The organism is Cedecea colo, from assembly GCF_011808225.1.
In the GTDB taxonomy this organism is placed as follows: domain Bacteria; phylum Pseudomonadota; class Gammaproteobacteria; order Enterobacterales; family Enterobacteriaceae; genus Dryocola; species Dryocola colo.
Genome location: NZ_SOYS01000001.1, coordinates 130056 through 148204, shown reverse-complemented (window position 1 = coordinate 148204; position 18149 = coordinate 130056). Strand labels below are relative to the sequence as shown.

Sequence of the window (18149 nt, the reverse complement as noted above, 5' to 3'; positions counted from 1 at the left end):
TTCAACGGCAAGAATAATTCTTATTTTTATTCGCTTTTTCCGGTGCGGCGAAAGGTGAGGTTATAGCGTATGTCGCCGGTGGCAGGATGGTGGCCGGGTTTTAGCGGCAAAATACCGTGATAGAACAGACGGGAAGCCCCGCCCCATACCACAACATCGCCGTGCTCGAGCATAATCCGCACCAGCGGATCGTTACGTTTCAGGCCGCCGAACTGGAAAACGGCCGGCAGCCCCAGCGAAACAGAAACGATCGGCTGGTGCAAATCAGGCTCGTCTTTGTCCTGATGAAGCGAGAGTTTTGCGCCCGGTACGTAGCGGTTGATGAGGCACGCGTCCGGACAAAAATCGCGATAGCCCGCAGCGGCTGAAGCCGCATCGGACAAGTGGCGAAAAGCCTGCGGCATCGCGGGCCACGGCTTCCCCGTCAGGGGATCGTCCGGCGAGTAAAGATAGCCGTGCTGCCTGGTCGTCCAGCCTCGTTCACCGCAGTTGGTCATCGCCACCGACATGGTATAGCCGCCCGGCGTCACCATCTGGCGGAACGGTGAACGCTGCGCCACGTTCTCAATCTGCTTAATTAACTCGTCGGCAGCGGCACGGGCAAAGCGCCGTAGTATAACGGCGCCGTCTGCCAGCGGTTCCTGCCAGGGGGTTTCATCCGCAAAGAGATCGAGCATTATTCTTTCCTCTGTCCCGCCTCAATGTTCAGAAGCTGTTGTTTACGCTCAACGCCCCAGCGGTAGCCGGAAAGCGCCCCATCATTGCGTACTACGCGATGGCAAGGAACGAGCACCGCAAGCCGGTTGGCCGCACAGGCGCCGGCCACCGCCCTTACCGCCGCAGGTTTGCCAATACGTACGGCGATCTCCTGATAGCTTGCGGTTTCACCCGGCGGGATGGCACGCAGCGCCTGCCAGACCTGCTGCTGGAAAGCCGTGCCCTGAATGTCGAGCGGCAGTTCGAACTGCCGGGCGGGATGTTCCATAAAGCTCACCACCCGCGCGACGCGCTCGGCAAATCCGTCATCATCAGAAACTAATTTAGCATTCGGGAACAGGGTCTCCAGTTCAGCAATTAATTTTTCCGACGTGTTGCCCAACAAAACGGCACAAATCCCGCGTTCACTTTCCGCAACCAGAAATTCGCCAAGCTGGCAGGTGCCGACCACAAAGCGGATCGCTACCCGCTCGCCGCCCTGGCGATACTGGCGCGCGGTCATGCCAAGTGCGGCGTCCGCCTGTTGATAAAACTGGCTGCCCGACTGGTAACCGGCATCATAGGCGGCACGAGTCACCGGTTCGCCTTGCGCTAGCTGGTCGCGCAATCTTTGTGTCCGCAACGCTTTCTGCCAGGCGTTAGGGGTCAGGCCGGTCACGCTTTTAAACAGCCGATGAAAATGGAAAGGACTCATTGCAACCCGGGCAGAAAGTGCTGCGAGCGTAAGCGGCTGCGCACTTTCCTCAATGATACGACAGGCCCGTGTGATGCGTTCTACGCGCTGTTGTTCGGGGGCGAGCTTATCCGGCTGACAGCGCTTGCAGGGACGGAACCCTGCCCGCATAGCAGCATCCGGATCGGCAAAGAAAAGCACGTTTTTACGCAGCGGACGCCGTGCGGTGCAGGAAGGACGGCAAAAGATACCCGTCGTCTTCACGGCAAACACAAACTCCCCGTCTGCGCGGCTGTTCCGGGTTTCCACGGCCTGCCAGCGGCAGTTGTCAGCGGCAATGTCATTGATAGTTTTCATGACTGGCTCCTGGTCTTGCTGTCACAGATCCACTTTGACAGTTGTACCGTTTCAGGAAACCCACATTCTTGCTTTCTAATTTTACTCGCTCAGCAGGAAAGTTTTAAACTGCGGCGACATCCACGTTGTAAAGCCCTCGCCTTCTTTGGCGATCAGGTACACCGCCAGTCCCTCTTTTTGAGCGACCTGTTTGGCTTTTTCCGTGCCGAGCACCATCAGGCCTGTATCCCAGCCGTCGGCCTCCATCGCCGTGGGAGCAATCACCGTCGCAGAAACCAGCTTATGCTCGATAGGTGCGCCCGTAGTGGGATCGATGACGTGCGAAAGCCGCTTGCCTTCAAGCTCGTAATAATTGCGATAGCTACCGGAGGTGCTGATACCGTGTCCATTTAAATCGACAACGGCCTGTACCGCCGTTTCCCGGTCGGTCGGTTTTTGAATCGCCACGCGCCAGGCTTTACCGTCGGAGTTTGTTCCGCGCGTGACGACGGCCCCGCCCACAGAGACCAGGTATCGGCTAATACCGTTTTGCTCCATCAGTCGCGCCAGACGATCCGCAGCATAGCCTTCGCCAATAGTAGAGAGATCGACATACAGCCCCGGAAGATCTTTTTGTAACCATTGCTGTCCGGCTTTATTGATAACCGTCAGATGCTGCAAACCCGTTAGCGCTTTTGCCGCATCGATTTGCGCCTGGTCCGGCGTTTTTACCGGCTGCTTATCCGGGCCGAATCCCCATAAATTGACCAGCGGTCCGACGGTGATATCCATAGCGCCTCCGGTTTTGGCGCCTATTCTTAAGGATGTTGTAACTATATCGCTCATGGCTTCCGGCACCGGATAAGGATCGGTGCTGCGGGACTGGTTAAAGCGCGACAGCGTAGAATCAGATTTGTACGTTGAAAGCAGACGATCGTCGCCATCAAGCTGCGCCTGTACCTTTTTGCGCAATTCATCCTGCCGGGTATTGTCCACGCCGGCCAGGCTTACGCGCCAGAAGGTCCCCATGGTTTTGCCTTCCAGCACTAAACCTGTACTTTCTTTCGCGGTCTGGCTGTCGCATCCGGCCAGTATCAGAAGCGCCAGCGCAAACAAGCCGCGTTGAATAAAGTGTCGTTCCATTGTTTGAGATCTCCCGTTAAGAGGCGCAAGAGTATATCAAAGGAAGACATAAGGCGGGACAAGCAAGCTGCTGTTGAATATACAGAGATAAAAAAGGCGCCCGCAGGCGCCTTTTGCAACGAAGTCGGAATTAGAACTGGTAAACCAGACCAAGGGCAACGATGTCGTCGGTACTGACGCCCGCGGCATCAGTGAAGGTATTAGAGTCAACCAGGTTGATTTTGTAATCAACGTAGGTGGACATGTTTTTGTTGAAGTAGTAAGTCGCGCCAACATCAACATATTTCATCAGATCCTGGTCGCCGTAACCTTCGATGTCTTTACCTTTGGACTGCAGGTAAGCCACGGATGGACGCAGGCCGAAGTCGAACTGGTACTGAGCGACCACTTCGAAGTTCTGTGCTTTGTTAGCATAACCGTAAGCCGCTGAATCGTGGTCGCCGCCAAAACGGGTAGCGTTGTATGACTGGGTATACTGGGCAGCCAGGTATACATTGTTAGCGTCATATTTCAGACCACCGGTGTACGCTTCAGCGCGGTCACCGTCACCCAGAGCTGCGGTGTTGTTCTGATCCCAGGTACGTTTGGAAGAAGACATCGCGCCACCTACGCTGAAACCTTCGCCCAGATCGTAAGTCAGGGACAGACCGTAACCGTCGCCGTTCTGCTTCAGAACGCCACGGCCCGTTTCATCTTCGCCGCTGATGCTGCCGTTTTTGCCCTGGTACTGAGCCGCAAAGTTCAGGCCATCAACCAGACCAAAGAAGTCGGTGTTACGGTAAGTTGCAACGCCATTTGCACGGCTGAACAGGAAGTTATCAGCGCCGTAGGTATCGCCGCCGAACTCAGGCAGAACGTCGGTCCATGCAGCTATGTCGTAGATTACGCCGTAGTTACGGCCGTAGTCGAAGGAACCAGCATCACCCACGCGCAGACCAGCGAACGCTACACGAGTCCATGCATCGTTTTCGCTTTCGGCGCTGTTGCCCTGAATCTGGTATTCCCACTGACCGTAGCCGGTAATTTGGTCATTTACCTGCGTTTCGCCTTTGAAGCCCAGACGCATATAAGTCTGATCGCCATCCGCGCTCTTATCATCAGAGAAGTAGTGCAGACCATCAACTTTGCCATACAAATCTAATTTGTTGCCGTCTTTGTTATAAACTTCAGCCGCGTGAGCGGTGCCTGCTACCAGCAAAGCTGGAACCAGGAGGGACAGTACTTTAACTTTCATTTTATTAACCCTCTGTTATGCCTTTTTATATGCCACTGCTTACTGATTACCCTCTAATCAGTCGGCGAACTCATTGTCCAAAACAAATACAGAATAATCCAATGCGAATATGATACTAAAACTATAGAGATGTTTCATTTTCGCGTACAGATGTATCAAAATGTATATTTGACGGAACTTTTTTTCGCACGAATAGCTAAAACTATAGGCATTTATAATCAGAAAAAATATCCTAGCTAATAAAATCAAAGGGTTAAAGAGAGGAATTCTGTAGCACTGAATGGTAAAATATTTTTCATATTATTCTATAAAATACATCTCGCTATCATCATTAACTTTATTTATTACCGTCATTCAGTTCTGAATGTCTGTTTACCCCTATTAGCGCCGGATGCTTGCATCCGGCTTTTTTTTTACGACATTGCGCTATTTTTATGCTATGTCGCACGAATAAATAACGTTTATTAAATAAACACCCTTCATATTCCGCCGCTATGTCGCTGAGCACTAAGAACTTTCTTAAGTCTATTTCTTTACCAAGCAAGCTTTCAAAATTAATAGCTATACAGGCGCGTCAAAATTGCACACAAATTATGCCGTATAGATCGCAGCCTGTTGGCTTCGCGAGCCGCCATTTCAACTAATTATCAACAGCCTGGAAATGCCGCAATTTATCCTTATACTTCTTGTGAATATAAGAGAGTCGATGACGGCAGCGCCTGATGCAGGTATTCTTAGCTCGGGTGCGTTTAATGCATCGCTCACAGCCACGGCGCCTGCAGACGCAGGTAGCGTGGTAATTTCTCCAGAGTGGCGAGTATTCGCCGGGTTACGCGCTTATAATGAGTCAGTCAGACGGCATGATCCCAAATAAATTTTCCCTTATTCCCGGCAATATCACACGCTTCTTTCTGCTGCTGATCGTCGTGCTGTTAGTCGCCATGGGTGTGATGGTACAAAGCGCCGTTAACGCCTGGCTAAAAGATAAAAGCTATCAGATAGTCGACATCACGCATGCGCTGCATAAACGTGTCGATACCTACCGTTACGCCACGTGGCAAATCTACGACAACGTTGCCGCAGCGTCTGGCACCGCCAGCGATGGTTTGCAGGAAACACGCCTGCGCCAGGATGTTTATTATCTCGAAAAGCCGCGCCGCAAGACCGAAGCGCTGATTTTCGGCTCCCATGACAGTTCCACGCTTGAGATGACACAGCGCATCTCAACCTGGCTGGATACGCTCTGGGGCGCGGAAAGCAGCCCGTGGTCAATGTATTACCTGAATGGCCAGGACAACAGCATGATCCTGGTTTCAACGCTGCCCTTAAAAGATCTCTCGTCCGGATTTAAAGAGACGGGCGTCGGATCAATTGTTGATTCCCGCCGCGCTGAAATGTTGCAGCAGGCGAACGCGCTGGATGAACGGGAAAGCTTCTCCCCTCTGCGCCGGCTGGCATGGCAAAACGGCCATTATTTTACGCTGCGTACCACTTTCAATCAGCCCGGCCATCTGGCCACGGTTGTCGCATTTGATTTGCCGATTAACGATCTTATCCCGCCGTCCATGGCGCTGGATAGCTTTCAGCTGGAGCCAGACGACACCCTTAACGCTGTGCAGGCAGGCAATAAAGAAGATCCGGACAGCGTCACCATTAACTTTAATAGCGCGCGCATTGAGATAGCCTCGCCGTTAGCCAGCACGCATCTGCGCCTGGTGTGGCAGGTTCCTTTCGGCACGCTGCTGATGGATACCCTGCAAAATATCCTGCTGCCGCTGCTGCTTAACATCGGCCTGCTGGCGCTGGCGCTGTTCGGTTACTCCACGTTCCGCCAGCAGGCTCCGCGCGCCTCAGAAGTGCCGAACGGCAACGGCGAATTGCAGGTGCTGCGCGCGCTGAACGAAGAAATCGTCGCCCTGCTGCCGCTGGGCCTGCTGGTACACGATCTTGACGCCAACAGAACGGTTATCAGCAATAAGATCGCCGATCATCTGCTGCCTCATCTGAACCTGCAAAATATCATTGCGATGGCCGATCAGCATCAGGGCGTGATTCAGGCCACCATTAATAATGAACTCTACGAGATCCGTCAGTTTCGCAGCCAGATTGCTCCGCGTACGCAGATTTTCGTTATCCGCGATCAGGATCGCGAAATTCTGGTAAACAAAAAGCTGAAGCAGGCACAGCGCCTGTATGAGAAAAACCAGCAGGGCCGCGTGGCATTCATGCAACATATCGGTGAAGCTTTGCAGCTGCCGGTGAAAAATCTTGCTGAAAGAGCGGCTGCGTTTAACTCTGCTGAATATAAACAGCTGGCAAACGAGGCCCAGACTATCACCCGGCTCGTTGATGAAATTCAGCTACTGAATATGCTGGAAGCCGACAGCTGGAAAACAACCGTCACCCCGTTTACTGTCCAGGCGCTAATTGATGAAGTGGCGCTGGAAATGCTGCCGATTATCAAGCGTAAGGGGCTGCAACTGCTGATTAATAACCAGCTACCGGCTGATGAAGAACGCCACGGCGACCGCGAGGCGCTGCGTAAAATCCTGCAGCTGCTGCTGCACTATTCCGTCACCACAACGCAGATAGGCAAGATCACGCTTGAAATAAGCGAAGAAGAGTCAGCCCCGGATCGCCTCCTGTTCCGCATGCTGGATACCGGCGAAGGGATCGGTAATGATGAAATCGACAATCTGCATTTCCCGTTCCTCAACGAAACCAGCGAAGACCGCTATGGTAAAGCCGATGGCCTGACGTTCTATCTCTGCGATCGGCTTTCACGCAAGCTGGGCGGCCATCTGAACATTAAAACCCGCCCCGATATCGGCACACGTTACAATCTGCACATTAAGATGGCCGCTGAGCCGCAGCCGGAAGAGCAGGATGAAAAGCTGCTTGATGAAGTCATAGCGATGCTGGATATCACCTCTAACGAAGTGCGTAACATCGTGACCCGCCAGCTTGAAAACTGGGGGGCGAACTGCATCACGCCTGATGAAAGATTTGCCAGTCAAGAGTTTGATATCTTCCTGACCGATAATCCGTCTAATCTTACATCTTCCGGATTGCTTTTAAGCGATGATGAAAATGGAATGCGGAAACTGGGTCCGGGTCAGTTCCGCGTTAACTTTAATATCAGCAACGCGATGCAGGATGCTGTCCTTCAGTTGATAGAAGAGCAGCTGGCGCGCGAAGAGATACTCGAGTCGCCTTTGGGCGGCGACGAAAATGCGCAGCTTCACGCCAGCGGCTATTATTCTCTCTTTGTCGACACGGTACCGGAAGATGTAAGGAGATTGTATACTGAATCAGCGAACAGCGATTTTGCTGCGCTGGCACAGACGGCGCACCGTTTAAAAGGGGTGTTTGCCATGCTCAATCTGGTATCCGGCAAGCAGTTATGCGAAACGTTAGAGCATCACATTCGCGAAAGTGATGCTGCCAACATACAAAAATATACCAGCGATATTGACGCTTACGTCAAGAGTCTGCTGTAGCAAGGTAGCCTATTACATGAACAATATGAACGTAATTATTGCCGACGACCATCCGATTGTTCTGTTCGGCATTCGTAAGTCCCTCGAGCAGATCGAGTGGGTGAATGTTGTCGGTGAGTTTGAAGATTCCACAGCGCTTATTAATAATCTTCCGAAATTAGATGCGCACGTGCTGATTACCGATCTCTCCATGCCGGGAGATAAATACGGTGACGGTATTACGCTGATTAAATACATCAAACGTCATTTCCCGAATATCTCTGTCATCGTGCTGACGATGAATAATAACCCGGCCATTCTGAGCGCCGTGTTGGATCTGGATATCGAAGGGATCGTGCTCAAACAGGGCGCACCAACAGACTTGCCTAAGGCGCTGGCCGCGCTGCAAAAGGGCAAAAAATTCACGCCGGAAAGCGTTTCACGCCTGCTGGAGAAAATCAGCGCCGGCGGTTACGGCGACAAACGCCTGTCGCCAAAAGAGAGCGAAGTGCTGCGCCTGTTTGCTGAAGGCTTCCTGGTCACAGAAATTGCCCGCAAGCTGAACCGCAGCATTAAAACCATCAGTAGCCAGAAGAAATCAGCCATGATGAAACTGGGTGTTGAGAACGATATCGCGCTGCTGAATTACCTTTCTTCCGTTAGCCTGTCGCCAGCTGACAAAGAGTAATCACTCTGCCCTCACCTCTACTCGGGGTGAGGGCATCCTGCTTATTTCCTGGTGTTTCTTACACGTGCCGCATAAACGGCCAGCGTTTGCTTAATCACATCCAGCGTCACCGGTTTCGACAGACAGCTATCCATACCCGACTCGATACAGCGTTGTTTCTCTTCCGCAAGGGCGTTCGCCGTCACGCCGATAACCGGTAACGTGAGCCCCAGCTGACGAATGCGCTGCGTCAGACGATAGCCGTCCATATTCGGCATATTCACATCGCTGAGTACGATATCAATGTGATTTTTGCTCAGCACATTGAGCGCATCCACGCCGTCATTCGCCGTTTTGCACTGGTAACCCAGCGATCCAAGCTGATCGGCCAGCAAACGCCGGTTAATGGGATGATCGTCCACCACCAGGATCATCATGTCGTCATTTTGCTCGCTGGCTTCACCTGGCGAAGGCAGAACCGTCGTGCTGCCCGGCACGTCAACGTCAATGCTGTAGATCCGTCCCAGCAGGTTCAGCAGGTCATGAGGCGCAGCCACGCTGTGCGTCCAGTAGCCCGGCGATAGCTCCTGCGGGATACCGATATGGCGGCGACAGAAGGTAATTGCCGCCCGCCCGCCCCACGAGGCTTCCAGCGCATCGTCCGTTATCAGCACGTCCTCGCTGTCCGGCACTTCGCCATAGTAAGGCTGGGTAAGAATATTGTTTTGCTTAAGCAGCGATTCAAGGTAGTCGCTCAGCGAGGCATTCCGCACCGCCAGCCAGCATCGTTTGTTTGCCAGGCCATCAACCTGAGCAAGCGGCGTGGACTGCGCCGCATAAAGAGGAATGCGGATGGTAAACTGGCTGCCCATCCCCGCTTCCGTATCGACCGAGATATCGCCGTCCATCATGTTGATCAATTTTTCACAGATAGCGAGCCCAAGGCCGGTGCCCTGGAAGTTGCGCTGCACGCCCGTTCCTACCTGGAAGAACGGGTCGAATAGCCGCGTTACCTCTTTGGCAGGAATGCCCACGCCGGTGTCACGCACCCGGAAACGGAGATAATCACCGTCCACCGAGACGTGCAAAATAATGCAGCCTACATCGGTAAATTTGATCGCGTTGCTTAGCAAATTAGAAATCACCTGCTGCAAACGCATGGGATCGCCCAGCAGCGTCAGCGGCACGTCCGGTTCAATAAAGCAGTAAAGGCCGAGCTGTTTACGCACCACCAGCGGCAAATAGTTTGCCGTGATGTGGCTCATCACCTCACGCGGGGAAAACTCGCGCGGCTCGATTTTCAGTTGTTCAGATTCAATTTTTGAGAAATCAAGGATATCGCTGATGATTTTCAGCAGCAGACTCGAGGAGTTGTTCATCGCCGTCACCAGCCTGTCGACCCCTTTCGGCAGCGCTTTCGTTTGCAGCAAATCGAGGTTGCCGATAATGCCGTAAAGCGGGGTACGAAGCTCGTGGCTGACGGTGGCGAGGAACATTGATTTCGACTGGCTGGCCTGCTCTGAAGCCTGCGCCATCTCCTGCAACGACTCTTCCATCTTCACGCGCGCGCTGACGTCCACCAGCACGCAAATCGCTACGTTTTCATTGCGATACCGCGAGTGGACGAAGCTAATTTGCAGATTGGTATGGTTGCTGGTCACCACGTCAACAAAGTTTACCTGCTGCCCGCAGATAATCTGCGTAAGCCGCTGCCTGTCCTCATGCGTGAGCATATTCAGGTAATTATGCGCCAGCTCGTTACTCAGTATGTTGGTGCCGTCCTGGGTTCGCAGGATACATATGCCCACCGGTGCGGAAGCGACGATTTTACGGTTGAACTGTTCGTGTTCTTCCAGGCGCTGCGCGTCGTTTTCCGCCGGGATAAATATCCTTCGCTCGTACATGCGCGCAAGCGTAAACAGCACGATACCCACCAGCACGTTTAGCAGCACCGCGTTCAGGATCAACATACGGATGCGCTCCAGCACGATATCGACCGGCACGGAGTAAATAATGCTTAACGATGACGGTGGGAGATTTTTCTTCAGCACCAGCTCCCTGAAACCGGAGGTATAGCCGAACCACGAGCGTTCCTGCATCCAGCGTGCGTCAGATCCTATTTTTGTTTCAGGACCGGCGAGCGAGATCAGCGGATGGCTGTTTTCGTCCAGAATAGTGACGCCGACCGGCAGCGTGCCGGGCGTCAGGAAGTTTTCCATGCGCACGGTTTGCTCCACGCCAAGCAGCGCCTGCAGGCGGTTTGCCAGATAAACAGGCGTTAGCGTGTAGAAATAACCGATACCGGGACGCGGCCCCTGACCAATCCAGTAAATACTGTTGCTGCGCTCATCCTGCGGCGCATTGCGATATTTAAGGATACGTTCATGCAGCGTTTTCAGCGCTTTTTCCCGCTCAAGCGGCATTTCACGCAGGCCGAAATCCGCCATACAAAGGTTGTCGCCGCCGATCAGGAAGACACGGTTAAGGTCGTAAGCCGCAGAGAAATTTTCGCGCCAGTAGCGCAGGAACCAGGCGAGCGACTGCAGCGAGCTGCGCCAGGAGGCGCTCACGGCCGAACAGTCTGAATCCGGGAACAAAGGCATGAAGCCGGGAGTTTCAACTTTGCTGTCGTCTCGCTCAATCACAGGCAGCACGCCGTTGGCGGCGCTGAGCCGGTTTTCCGCAATATACTTCAGCTCCTTGACCACGTCCGAGGTACGCTGAACATAGCGTTGCGCCTGCTCAAAGCTGACATTAAATTCCTGACGGATATCCGCTTCTTTTTCATGCAGCGCATTAACGATATAGAACACCGAAAAGAGGGCTATCAGCAGCCATAGCAGCAGCGCCAGCGCCCGTAAAAGATAGCGGGAAATTTTTAACGTGGTGCGAAAAGAGACGAGATATTTCAAATTAAACCTGGTTGCGCAATAACGATACGTTGAATGCCGATAAGGTAGCCGCAAAAGCCGCAGCCCGCAACGGCAAAGAAATCAGGTTCATCGCTATCAATATTTATCCGTTATCGGGGTGGCTTAGCCCGACGTAAATGGCACCGACCACGAAACGTTAATCAGAACTTTTCGATAACCCTGAAGTGCATCAGCACCAGGGTCATATCAGATGAGAATAGATCGTATGCTTCAAAAAAGCGCTTATGCTCGTTGCGCCAGTAGGCCAGCGTTCGATCGCCTTCACCTTCTGCCCTGGCATGGGCTTCATCCACCCGATCAAAAGTGCTCATCTCTACCGTGGTCAGCTCTATCGCGCAAACGGGTTCATTTTTGCCATCGACCACCACAAAGACATCGCCAGGCTGTGGAATGCCTTCTGCGTCCAGGTTGGAACAGGTGGCCGTTTTCACGCCGTCAAGCACCAGCTTAACCAGCTCATCCGCCTGTCGTTCCGTATCACCAAATGCCCAGCGTTCTACATTTTTATACTTTTCAGGGATAGCCATCGCTTTACCTTATTAATTGCGTCATGAATGCCAGGAAGGATAGTACAGCCTATTGCTTCGTGCCTGGATACAGCGTATTGCCTTATTGGCAATACGTGAATAGGTCATCGTCACATCCACTCCAGTAGGGAGCCGGCGGTAAGAATATAAAACGCCCGATGCTATGCATCAGGCGTTTTAGGGGTTGAAAAGCGTCAACCTGCACCAGGAAGAGCCGTTTCAGACGACAGAATTTGGATTATTCGTCCGCGTCGTCCGCTACATCATCGTCACTTTCTGCAAGCGGTGCGATTTCATCATCACCTTCCGCCACGGTGCCGTCGATGGTATCCAGCTCTTCTTCATCCACCGGCTCAGCAACGCGTTGCAGGCCAACAACGTTTTCATCTTCCGCCGTGCGGATGAGAATAACGCCCTGGGTGTTACGACCGACCACGCTCACCTCAGATACGCGGGTACGAACCAGCGTGCCTGCATCGGTGATCATCATGATCTGGTCGGTATCCTCCACCTGCACCGCGCCAACGACGCTGCCGTTACGCTCGGTCACTTTGATGGAGATAACGCCCTGAGTCGCGCGCGACTTGGTTGGATACTCATCCGCCGCGGTACGTTTACCGTAGCCATTCTGCGTAACGGTAAGGATTGACCCTTCGCCACGCGGAATAATCAGAGAAACAACCTTATCAACGCCTGCAAGCTTAATACCGCGAACGCCTGTTGCGGTACGGCCCATGGTACGAACGGCGTCTTCCTTGAAGCGCACCACTTTACCGGCGGCAGAGAACAGCATGGCTTCATTATTGCCGTCCGTCAGGTCGACGCCAATCAGCTCGTCACCCTCGTTGAGATTAACGGCGATGATGCCCGCAGAACGCGGACGGCTGAAGTCCGTTAACGCGGTCTTCTTCACGGTACCGCTCGCGGTCGCCATAAAGACGTTAATGCCTTCAGCGTACTCGCGTACCGGCAGGATGGCGGTGATACGTTCGTCAGCTTCCAGCGGCAGAAGGTTAACAATCGGACGACCGCGGGCGCCACGGCTCGCTTCCGGCAATTGGTAAACCTTCATCCAGTACAGGCGACCACGGCTGGAGAACAGCAGAATCGTATCGTGGGTGTTGGCGACCAGCAGACGGTCGATAAAGTCTTCTTCTTTAATACGTGCGGCAGATTTACCTTTACCACCGCGACGTTGCGCTTCGTAATCGGTCAGCGGCTGATACTTCACATAGCCCTGGTGAGACAGGGTGACCACCACATCTTCCTGGTTGATCAGATCTTCAATGTTGATATCGGCGGTGTTGGCCGTGATTTCGGTGCGACGGTTATCCCCGAACTGGTCGCGCATGGCTTCCAGCTCTTCGCGGATGACTTCCATCAGGCGCTCTGCGCTGCCCAGAATGTGCAGCAGCTCAGCGATTTGCTCCAGCAGATCTTTGTACTCGTCGAGCAGTTTTTCGTGCTCAAGGCCGGTCAGCTTCTGCAAACGCAGATCCAAAATGGCCTGCGCCTGCTGTTCGGTCAGGTAATACTGACCGTCGCGAATACCGAATTCTGGCTCCAGCCATTCAGGGCGCGCGGCGTCGCCACCGGCACGTTCCAGCATGGCGGAAACGTTGCCCAGCTCCCACGAACGGGCAATAAGGCCAGCTTTTGCTTCGGCAGGCGTTGGCGCACGACGAATCAGTTCGATGATTGGATCGATGTTCGCCAGCGCCACGGCCAGTGCTTCAAGGATATGAGCACGATCGCGGGCTTTACGCAGTTCGAAAATAGTACGGCGAGTCACCACTTCACGACGGTGACGCACGAACGCGGAAAGGATCTCTTTCAGGTTCATGATCTTCGGCTGGCCATGGTGCAGGGCAACCATGTTGATACCGAACGAGGTTTGTAGCTGAGTCTGGGAGTAGAGGTTATTCAGCACCACTTCGCCCACCGCATCGCGTTTAATTTCGATAACGATGCGCATCCCGTCTTTATCTGACTCATCGCGCAGGGCGCTAATACCCTCAACGCGCTTGTCTTTCACCAGCTCGGCGATTTTTTCGATAAGACGCGCTTTGTTAACCTGATACGGAATTTCGTGAACGATAATAGTTTCACGACCCGTTTTGGCGTCGGCTTCTACTTCCGCGCGCGCGCGGATATAAATTTTGCCGCGCCCGGTACGGTAAGCTTCTTCAATGCCACGACGACCGTTGATGATGGCGGCCGTTGGGAAGTCAGGCCCCGGAATGTGTTCCATCAGCCCTTCTACGCTGATGTTTTCATCTTCGATGTAGGCCAGACAGCCGTTGATGACTTCGGTGATGTTATGTGGCGGGATGTTCGTCGCCATCCCCACCGCGATGCCGGACGAACCGTTAACCAGCAGGTTCGGGATCTTGGTTGGCATAACATCCGGAATTTTCTCGGTGCCGTCATAGTTATCGACGAAATCCACCGTGTCTTTTTCAAGGTCGGCCATCAGTTCGTGGGCGATTTTCGACATACGGATTTCCGTATAACGCATCGCTGCGGCGGAGTCGCCATCTACGGAACCGAAGTTACCCTGGCCGTCGACCAGCATATAACGTAAGGAGAATGGCTGCGCCATACGGACGATCGTGTCATAAACGGCGGTATCACCATGAGGGTGGTATTTACCGATTACGTCACCAACGACACGGGCGGATTTTTTGTATGCTTTGTTCCAGTCATTGCCCAATACGTTCATGGCGTATAGTACGCGACGGTGTACCGGCTTGAGTCCATCGCGGACATCTGGCAGTGCGCGGCCGACAATAACCGACATCGCATAATCCAGATACGAGCTCTTTAGCTCTTCCTCAATGTTGACCGGTGTAATTTCTCTGGCAAGGTCGCTCATGTAACCGCTATCCCTCTACTGTGTCCCGGATTCAAAGGTCGCAAATTATAACACAAGCGCCGCGTGGGGGGGAAACCTGAACGCGTTTCCACAGCGCTTTATTCGTCGCCGCAGGCTGATATACTTCCCGCTCGTAACGAGCAAGGAGTGAGAGTCCCTATGAATGCCGAAAACCAACCGGTAATCCACAGTCAATCGATGCCCCAGAATGTCGACCATGACGAAATCGCCAAATTCGAAGCCGTTGCGTCACGCTGGTGGGATTTAGAAGGCGAATTTAAACCGCTGCACCGGATTAACCCGCTGCGCCTGGGCTATATCAATCAACGCGCAGGCGGCCTGTTTGGCAAAAAGGTGCTTGATGTAGGCTGCGGCGGAGGCATTCTCGCTGAAAGTATGGCGCGTGAAGGGGCAAACGTCACCGGGCTGGACATGGGTTTCGAACCGCTTCAGGTTGCGCGCCTGCATGCGCTGGAAAGCGGTATTCAGGTAGATTACGTACAGGAGACGGTTGAGCAACATGCCGATGAGCACGCCGGACTTTATGACGTTGTCACCTGCATGGAAATGCTTGAGCATGTGCCCGACCCGCAATCCGTGGTGAAGGCCTGTGCAAAACTGGTGAAACCCGGCGGGCATGTATTCTTCTCCACGCTTAACCGCAACGGTAAATCCTGGCTGATGGCTATAGTCGGTGCCGAATACATCCTGCGCATGGTGCCAAAGGGCACGCACGACGTTAAAAAATTCATCAAGCCTGCCGAGCTTCTGGCCTGGGTTGATGAAACGCAGCTGCGCGAGCGCCACATGACCGGGCTGCACTTCAACCCGCTGTCTAATAAATTCAGCCTCGGTCCCGGCGTGGATGTTAACTATATGTTGCATACAGAAAGCTGATTCTTCCACGGGTCATAAGCTAAGGCTATGGATTTTGCGCAGCATCAGGCTGCGCAATTATCCATTAAGTTTAAGAAATCAGCACTCGATCAAAAATATCATTTTTTTTGCATCCCATTGACAATTGATACAGGCCTTATGTGCCGTGGACTTAGCGAAATCCCGCCCGCCACAACCTCAAATCCCCGCCAAAATCAATACTTGTTCTCAGCCGATTAGTTACTAGAATACTCACCATATAGCGGTCAATTATTCCCAAACCCCCTACATATAGTATTTATCCACAAAGTTAGCCACAAGCCGACGACTGTGGATAAACGGGGGAAAACTCATTTCACGGACAGGTACAACTCACATGAATCAGAGTCTGCTGGTTACAAAACGTGACGGTCGAACCGAGCGCATTAATCTGGATAAAATCCATCGTGTTCTCGATTGGGCCGCCGAAGGACTGAACAATGTCTCCGTTTCACAGGTCGAGCTTCGTTCTCATATCCAGTTTTATGACGGTATTAAAACCTCTGATATTCATGAGACTATCATCAAGGCTGCCGCCGATTTAATTTCCCGTGAAGCACCGGACTACCAATATCTTGCCGCCCGTCTGGCCATCTTCCACCTGCGTAAAAAAGCCTATGGCCAGTTTGAGCCGCCGAAGCTGCACGATCACGTGGTGAGAATGACCGGGCTGGGCAAATACGACAGGCATCTGCTGGAAGACTACACGGAAGAAGAGTTCGGGCAGATGGACGATTTTATCGACCATGAACGTGACATGAGCTTCTCCTACGCGGCGGTTAAGCAGCTGGAAGGGAAATACCTGGTCCAGAACCGCGTCACCGGCGAAATCTACGAAAGCGCGCAGTTCCTTTATATTCTGGTCGCCGCCTGCCTGTTCTCCGGCTACCCGCGTGAAACCCGTCTAAGCTACGTGAAGCGTTTCTACGATGCGATTTCGACGTTCAAGATTTCGCTGCCAACGCCAATTATGTCCGGCGTGCGCACCCCGACTCGCCAGTTCAGCTCCTGCGTGCTAATCGAGTGTGGCGACAGCCTGGATTCCATCAACGCTACCTCCAGCGCGATTGTGAAATATGTTTCTCAGCGTGCCGGTATCGGTATCAACGCCGGTCGTATCCGTGCGCTGGGCAGCCCGATTCGCGGCGGTGAAGCGTTCCACACGGGTTGTATCCCGTTCTATAAGCACTTCCAGACGGCGGTAAAATCCTGCTCTCAGGGCGGCGTGCGCGGCGGTGCTGCAACGCTGTTCTATCCGATGTGGCATCTGGAAGTTGAAAGCCTGCTGGTGCTGAAAAACAACCGTGGCGTTGAGGGCAACCGCGTCCGTCACATGGATTACGGCGTACAGATCAACAAGCTGATGTATACCCGTCTGCTGAAAGGGGAAGACATCACGCTGTTCAGCCCGTCCGACACGCCAGGGCTGTACGATGCGTTCTTCGCCGATCAGGAAGAGTTCGAACGCCTGTACACCAAATACGAAAAAGACGACAGCATCCGTAAACAGCGCGTAAAAGCGGTCGATCTGTTCTCCCTGATGATGCAGGAACGCGCTTCCACCGGCCGTATCTATATTCAGAACGTTGACCACTGCAACACCCACAGCCCGTTCGATCCGGCTGTCGCACCGGTGCGCCAGTCCAACCTGTGTCTGGAAATCGCGCTGCCGACTAAACCGTTGAATGACGTGAACGACGAAAACGGCGAAATCGCGCTGTGCACACTGTCGGCTTTCAACCTTGGCGCAATCAAGAGTCTGGACGAGCTGGAAGAGCTGGCGGTGCTGGCGGTGCGTGCGCTTGATGCGCTGCTGGATTACCAGGACTACCCAATTCTGGCCGCCCAACGCGGTGCAATGGGCCGTCGTACCTTGGGTATCGGCGTGATTAACTTCGCTTACTACCTGGCGAAACACGGCGTGCGTTACTCCGACGGCAGCGCAAACAACCTGACGCATAAAACCTTCGAAGCCATTCAGTTCTACCTGCTGAAAGCCTCCAACGAACTGGCGAAAGAGCAAGGCGCCTGCCCGTGGTTCAACGAAACCACCTACGCGAAAGGCATTTTGCCTATCGACACCTACAAGAAAGACCTGGATGCGATCGGCAATGAACCGCTGCACCTCGACTGGGAAGGGCTGCGTGAGTCCATCAAAACCCACGGCCTGCGTAACTCCACGCTGTCCGCGCTGATGCCGTCTGAAACCTCTTCGCAGATTTCAAACGCCACCAACGGGATTGAACCACCGCGCGGGCATATCAGTATCAAAGCGTCCAAAGACGGTATCCTGCGTCAGGTCGTGCCGGATTACGAAGAGCTGAAAAACAGCTACGAGCTGCTGTGGGATCTGCCGAACAACGACGGCTACCTGCAGTTAGTCGGTCTGATGCAGAAATTTATCGACCAGTCGATTTCCGCCAATACCAACTACGATCCGTCACGCTTCCCGTCAGGAAAAGTGCCGATGCAGCAGCTGCTCAAAGACCTGCTTACCGCCTATAAATTTGGCGTAAAAACGCTGTACTATCAGAACACCCGTGACGGTGCGGAAGATTCCCAGGATGACCTGGCGCCTTCAATCCAGGACGATGGCTGCGAAAGCGGCGCATGTAAAATCTGATCTTTACCCGTTCCCTCTCCCTTGCGG

General features: G+C 53.3%; 11 protein-coding genes. 4 read left to right on the top strand and 7 right to left on the bottom strand.

The genetic code is table 11. The features are described from left to right. Positions 1-26: 26 nt before the first annotated feature. The 4 genes from alkB to E2L00_RS00650 form a co-directional block, all read right to left on the bottom strand. Entirely contained in the window at positions 27-677 is a 651-nt protein-coding gene (gene alkB / locus E2L00_RS00665) for a DNA oxidative demethylase AlkB (protein ID WP_167605609.1), read from the bottom strand. Beyond that, the gene (gene ada, locus E2L00_RS00660) at positions 677-1747 is read right to left on the bottom strand and encodes a bifunctional DNA-binding transcriptional regulator/O6-methylguanine-DNA methyltransferase Ada (protein WP_167605607.1); all 1071 of its coding nucleotides are present in this window, start codon (positions 1745-1747) and stop codon (positions 677-679) included. The genes alkB and ada overlap by 1 nt, the downstream gene beginning before the upstream one ends. 81 nt (positions 1748-1828) lie before the next feature. Next, positions 1829-2869, bottom strand: a complete 1041-nt coding sequence (gene apbE, locus E2L00_RS00655) for an FAD:protein FMN transferase ApbE (protein WP_167605605.1) — start codon at positions 2867-2869, stop codon at positions 1829-1831. A gap of 130 nt (positions 2870-2999) precedes the next feature. Beyond that, positions 3000-4103 (bottom strand): porin OmpC, encoded by a 1104-nt coding sequence (locus tag E2L00_RS00650; protein ID WP_167605603.1) that lies wholly within the window; start codon positions 4101-4103, stop codon positions 3000-3002. Positions 4104-4945: 842 nt separating this feature from the next. Here E2L00_RS00650 and rcsD point away from each other — a divergent pair. Both rcsD and rcsB read left to right on the top strand, forming a co-directional pair. Continuing rightward, the gene (gene rcsD, locus E2L00_RS00645) at positions 4946-7603 is read left to right on the top strand and encodes a phosphotransferase RcsD (protein WP_167605602.1); all 2658 of its coding nucleotides are present in this window, start codon (positions 4946-4948) and stop codon (positions 7601-7603) included. Positions 7604-7619: 16 nt separating this feature from the next. Next, complete coding sequence (gene rcsB, locus E2L00_RS00640; protein WP_167605600.1) at positions 7620-8270, top strand: response regulator transcription factor RcsB; 651 nt, start codon at positions 7620-7622, stop codon at positions 8268-8270. A gap of 41 nt (positions 8271-8311) precedes the next feature. On the opposite strand, the gene rcsC is transcribed toward rcsB, so the two are convergent. From rcsC to gyrA, 3 genes are all read right to left on the bottom strand, one after another. Beyond that, entirely contained in the window at positions 8312-11161 is a 2850-nt protein-coding gene (gene rcsC, locus E2L00_RS00635) for a two-component system sensor histidine kinase RcsC (protein ID WP_167605598.1), read from the bottom strand. 161 nt (positions 11162-11322) lie between these two features. Next, positions 11323-11709 (bottom strand): ASCH domain-containing protein, encoded by a 387-nt coding sequence (locus tag E2L00_RS00630; RefSeq protein ID WP_167605596.1) that lies wholly within the window; start codon positions 11707-11709, stop codon positions 11323-11325. A gap of 238 nt (positions 11710-11947) precedes the next feature. Next, entirely contained in the window at positions 11948-14584 is a 2637-nt protein-coding gene (gene gyrA, locus E2L00_RS00625) for a DNA topoisomerase (ATP-hydrolyzing) subunit A (RefSeq protein WP_167605594.1), read from the bottom strand. A 159-nt stretch (positions 14585-14743) separates the two neighbouring features. Here gyrA and ubiG point away from each other — a divergent pair, with 159 nt between their 5' ends. Together ubiG and nrdA are read left to right on the top strand one after the other, a co-directional pair. Further along, complete coding sequence (gene ubiG / locus E2L00_RS00620) at positions 14744-15481, top strand: bifunctional 2-polyprenyl-6-hydroxyphenol methylase/3-demethylubiquinol 3-O-methyltransferase UbiG (protein ID WP_167605592.1); 738 nt, start codon at positions 14744-14746, stop codon at positions 15479-15481. 355 nt (positions 15482-15836) lie between these two features. Further along, the gene (nrdA, locus tag E2L00_RS00615) at positions 15837-18122 is read left to right on the top strand and encodes a class 1a ribonucleoside-diphosphate reductase subunit alpha (RefSeq protein WP_167605590.1); all 2286 of its coding nucleotides are present in this window, start codon (positions 15837-15839) and stop codon (positions 18120-18122) included. Positions 18123-18149: the final 27 nt, after the last annotated feature.

Excerpts from the sequence above, each read along its gene's own strand:
- alkB (WP_167605609.1), bottom strand. The coding sequence starts at position 677 with ATGCTCGATCTCTTTGCGGATGAAACCCCCTGGCAGGAACCGCTGGCA.
- ada (WP_167605607.1), bottom strand. The coding sequence starts at position 1,747 with ATGAAAACTATCAATGACATTGCCGCTGACAACTGCCGCTGGCAGGCC.
- apbE (WP_167605605.1), bottom strand. The coding sequence starts at position 2,869 with ATGGAACGACACTTTATTCAACGCGGCTTGTTTGCGCTGGCGCTTCTG.
- E2L00_RS00650 (WP_167605603.1), bottom strand. The coding sequence starts at position 4,103 with ATGAAAGTTAAAGTACTGTCCCTCCTGGTTCCAGCTTTGCTGGTAGCA.
- rcsD (WP_167605602.1), top strand. The coding sequence starts at position 4,946 with ATGAGTCAGTCAGACGGCATGATCCCAAATAAATTTTCCCTTATTCCC.
- rcsB (WP_167605600.1), top strand. The coding sequence starts at position 7,620 with ATGAACAATATGAACGTAATTATTGCCGACGACCATCCGATTGTTCTG.
- E2L00_RS00630 (WP_167605596.1), bottom strand. The coding sequence starts at position 11,709 with ATGGCTATCCCTGAAAAGTATAAAAATGTAGAACGCTGGGCATTTGGT.
- gyrA (WP_167605594.1), bottom strand. The coding sequence starts at position 14,584 with ATGAGCGACCTTGCCAGAGAAATTACACCGGTCAACATTGAGGAAGAG.
- ubiG (WP_167605592.1), top strand. The coding sequence starts at position 14,744 with ATGAATGCCGAAAACCAACCGGTAATCCACAGTCAATCGATGCCCCAG.
- nrdA (WP_167605590.1), top strand. The coding sequence starts at position 15,837 with ATGAATCAGAGTCTGCTGGTTACAAAACGTGACGGTCGAACCGAGCGC.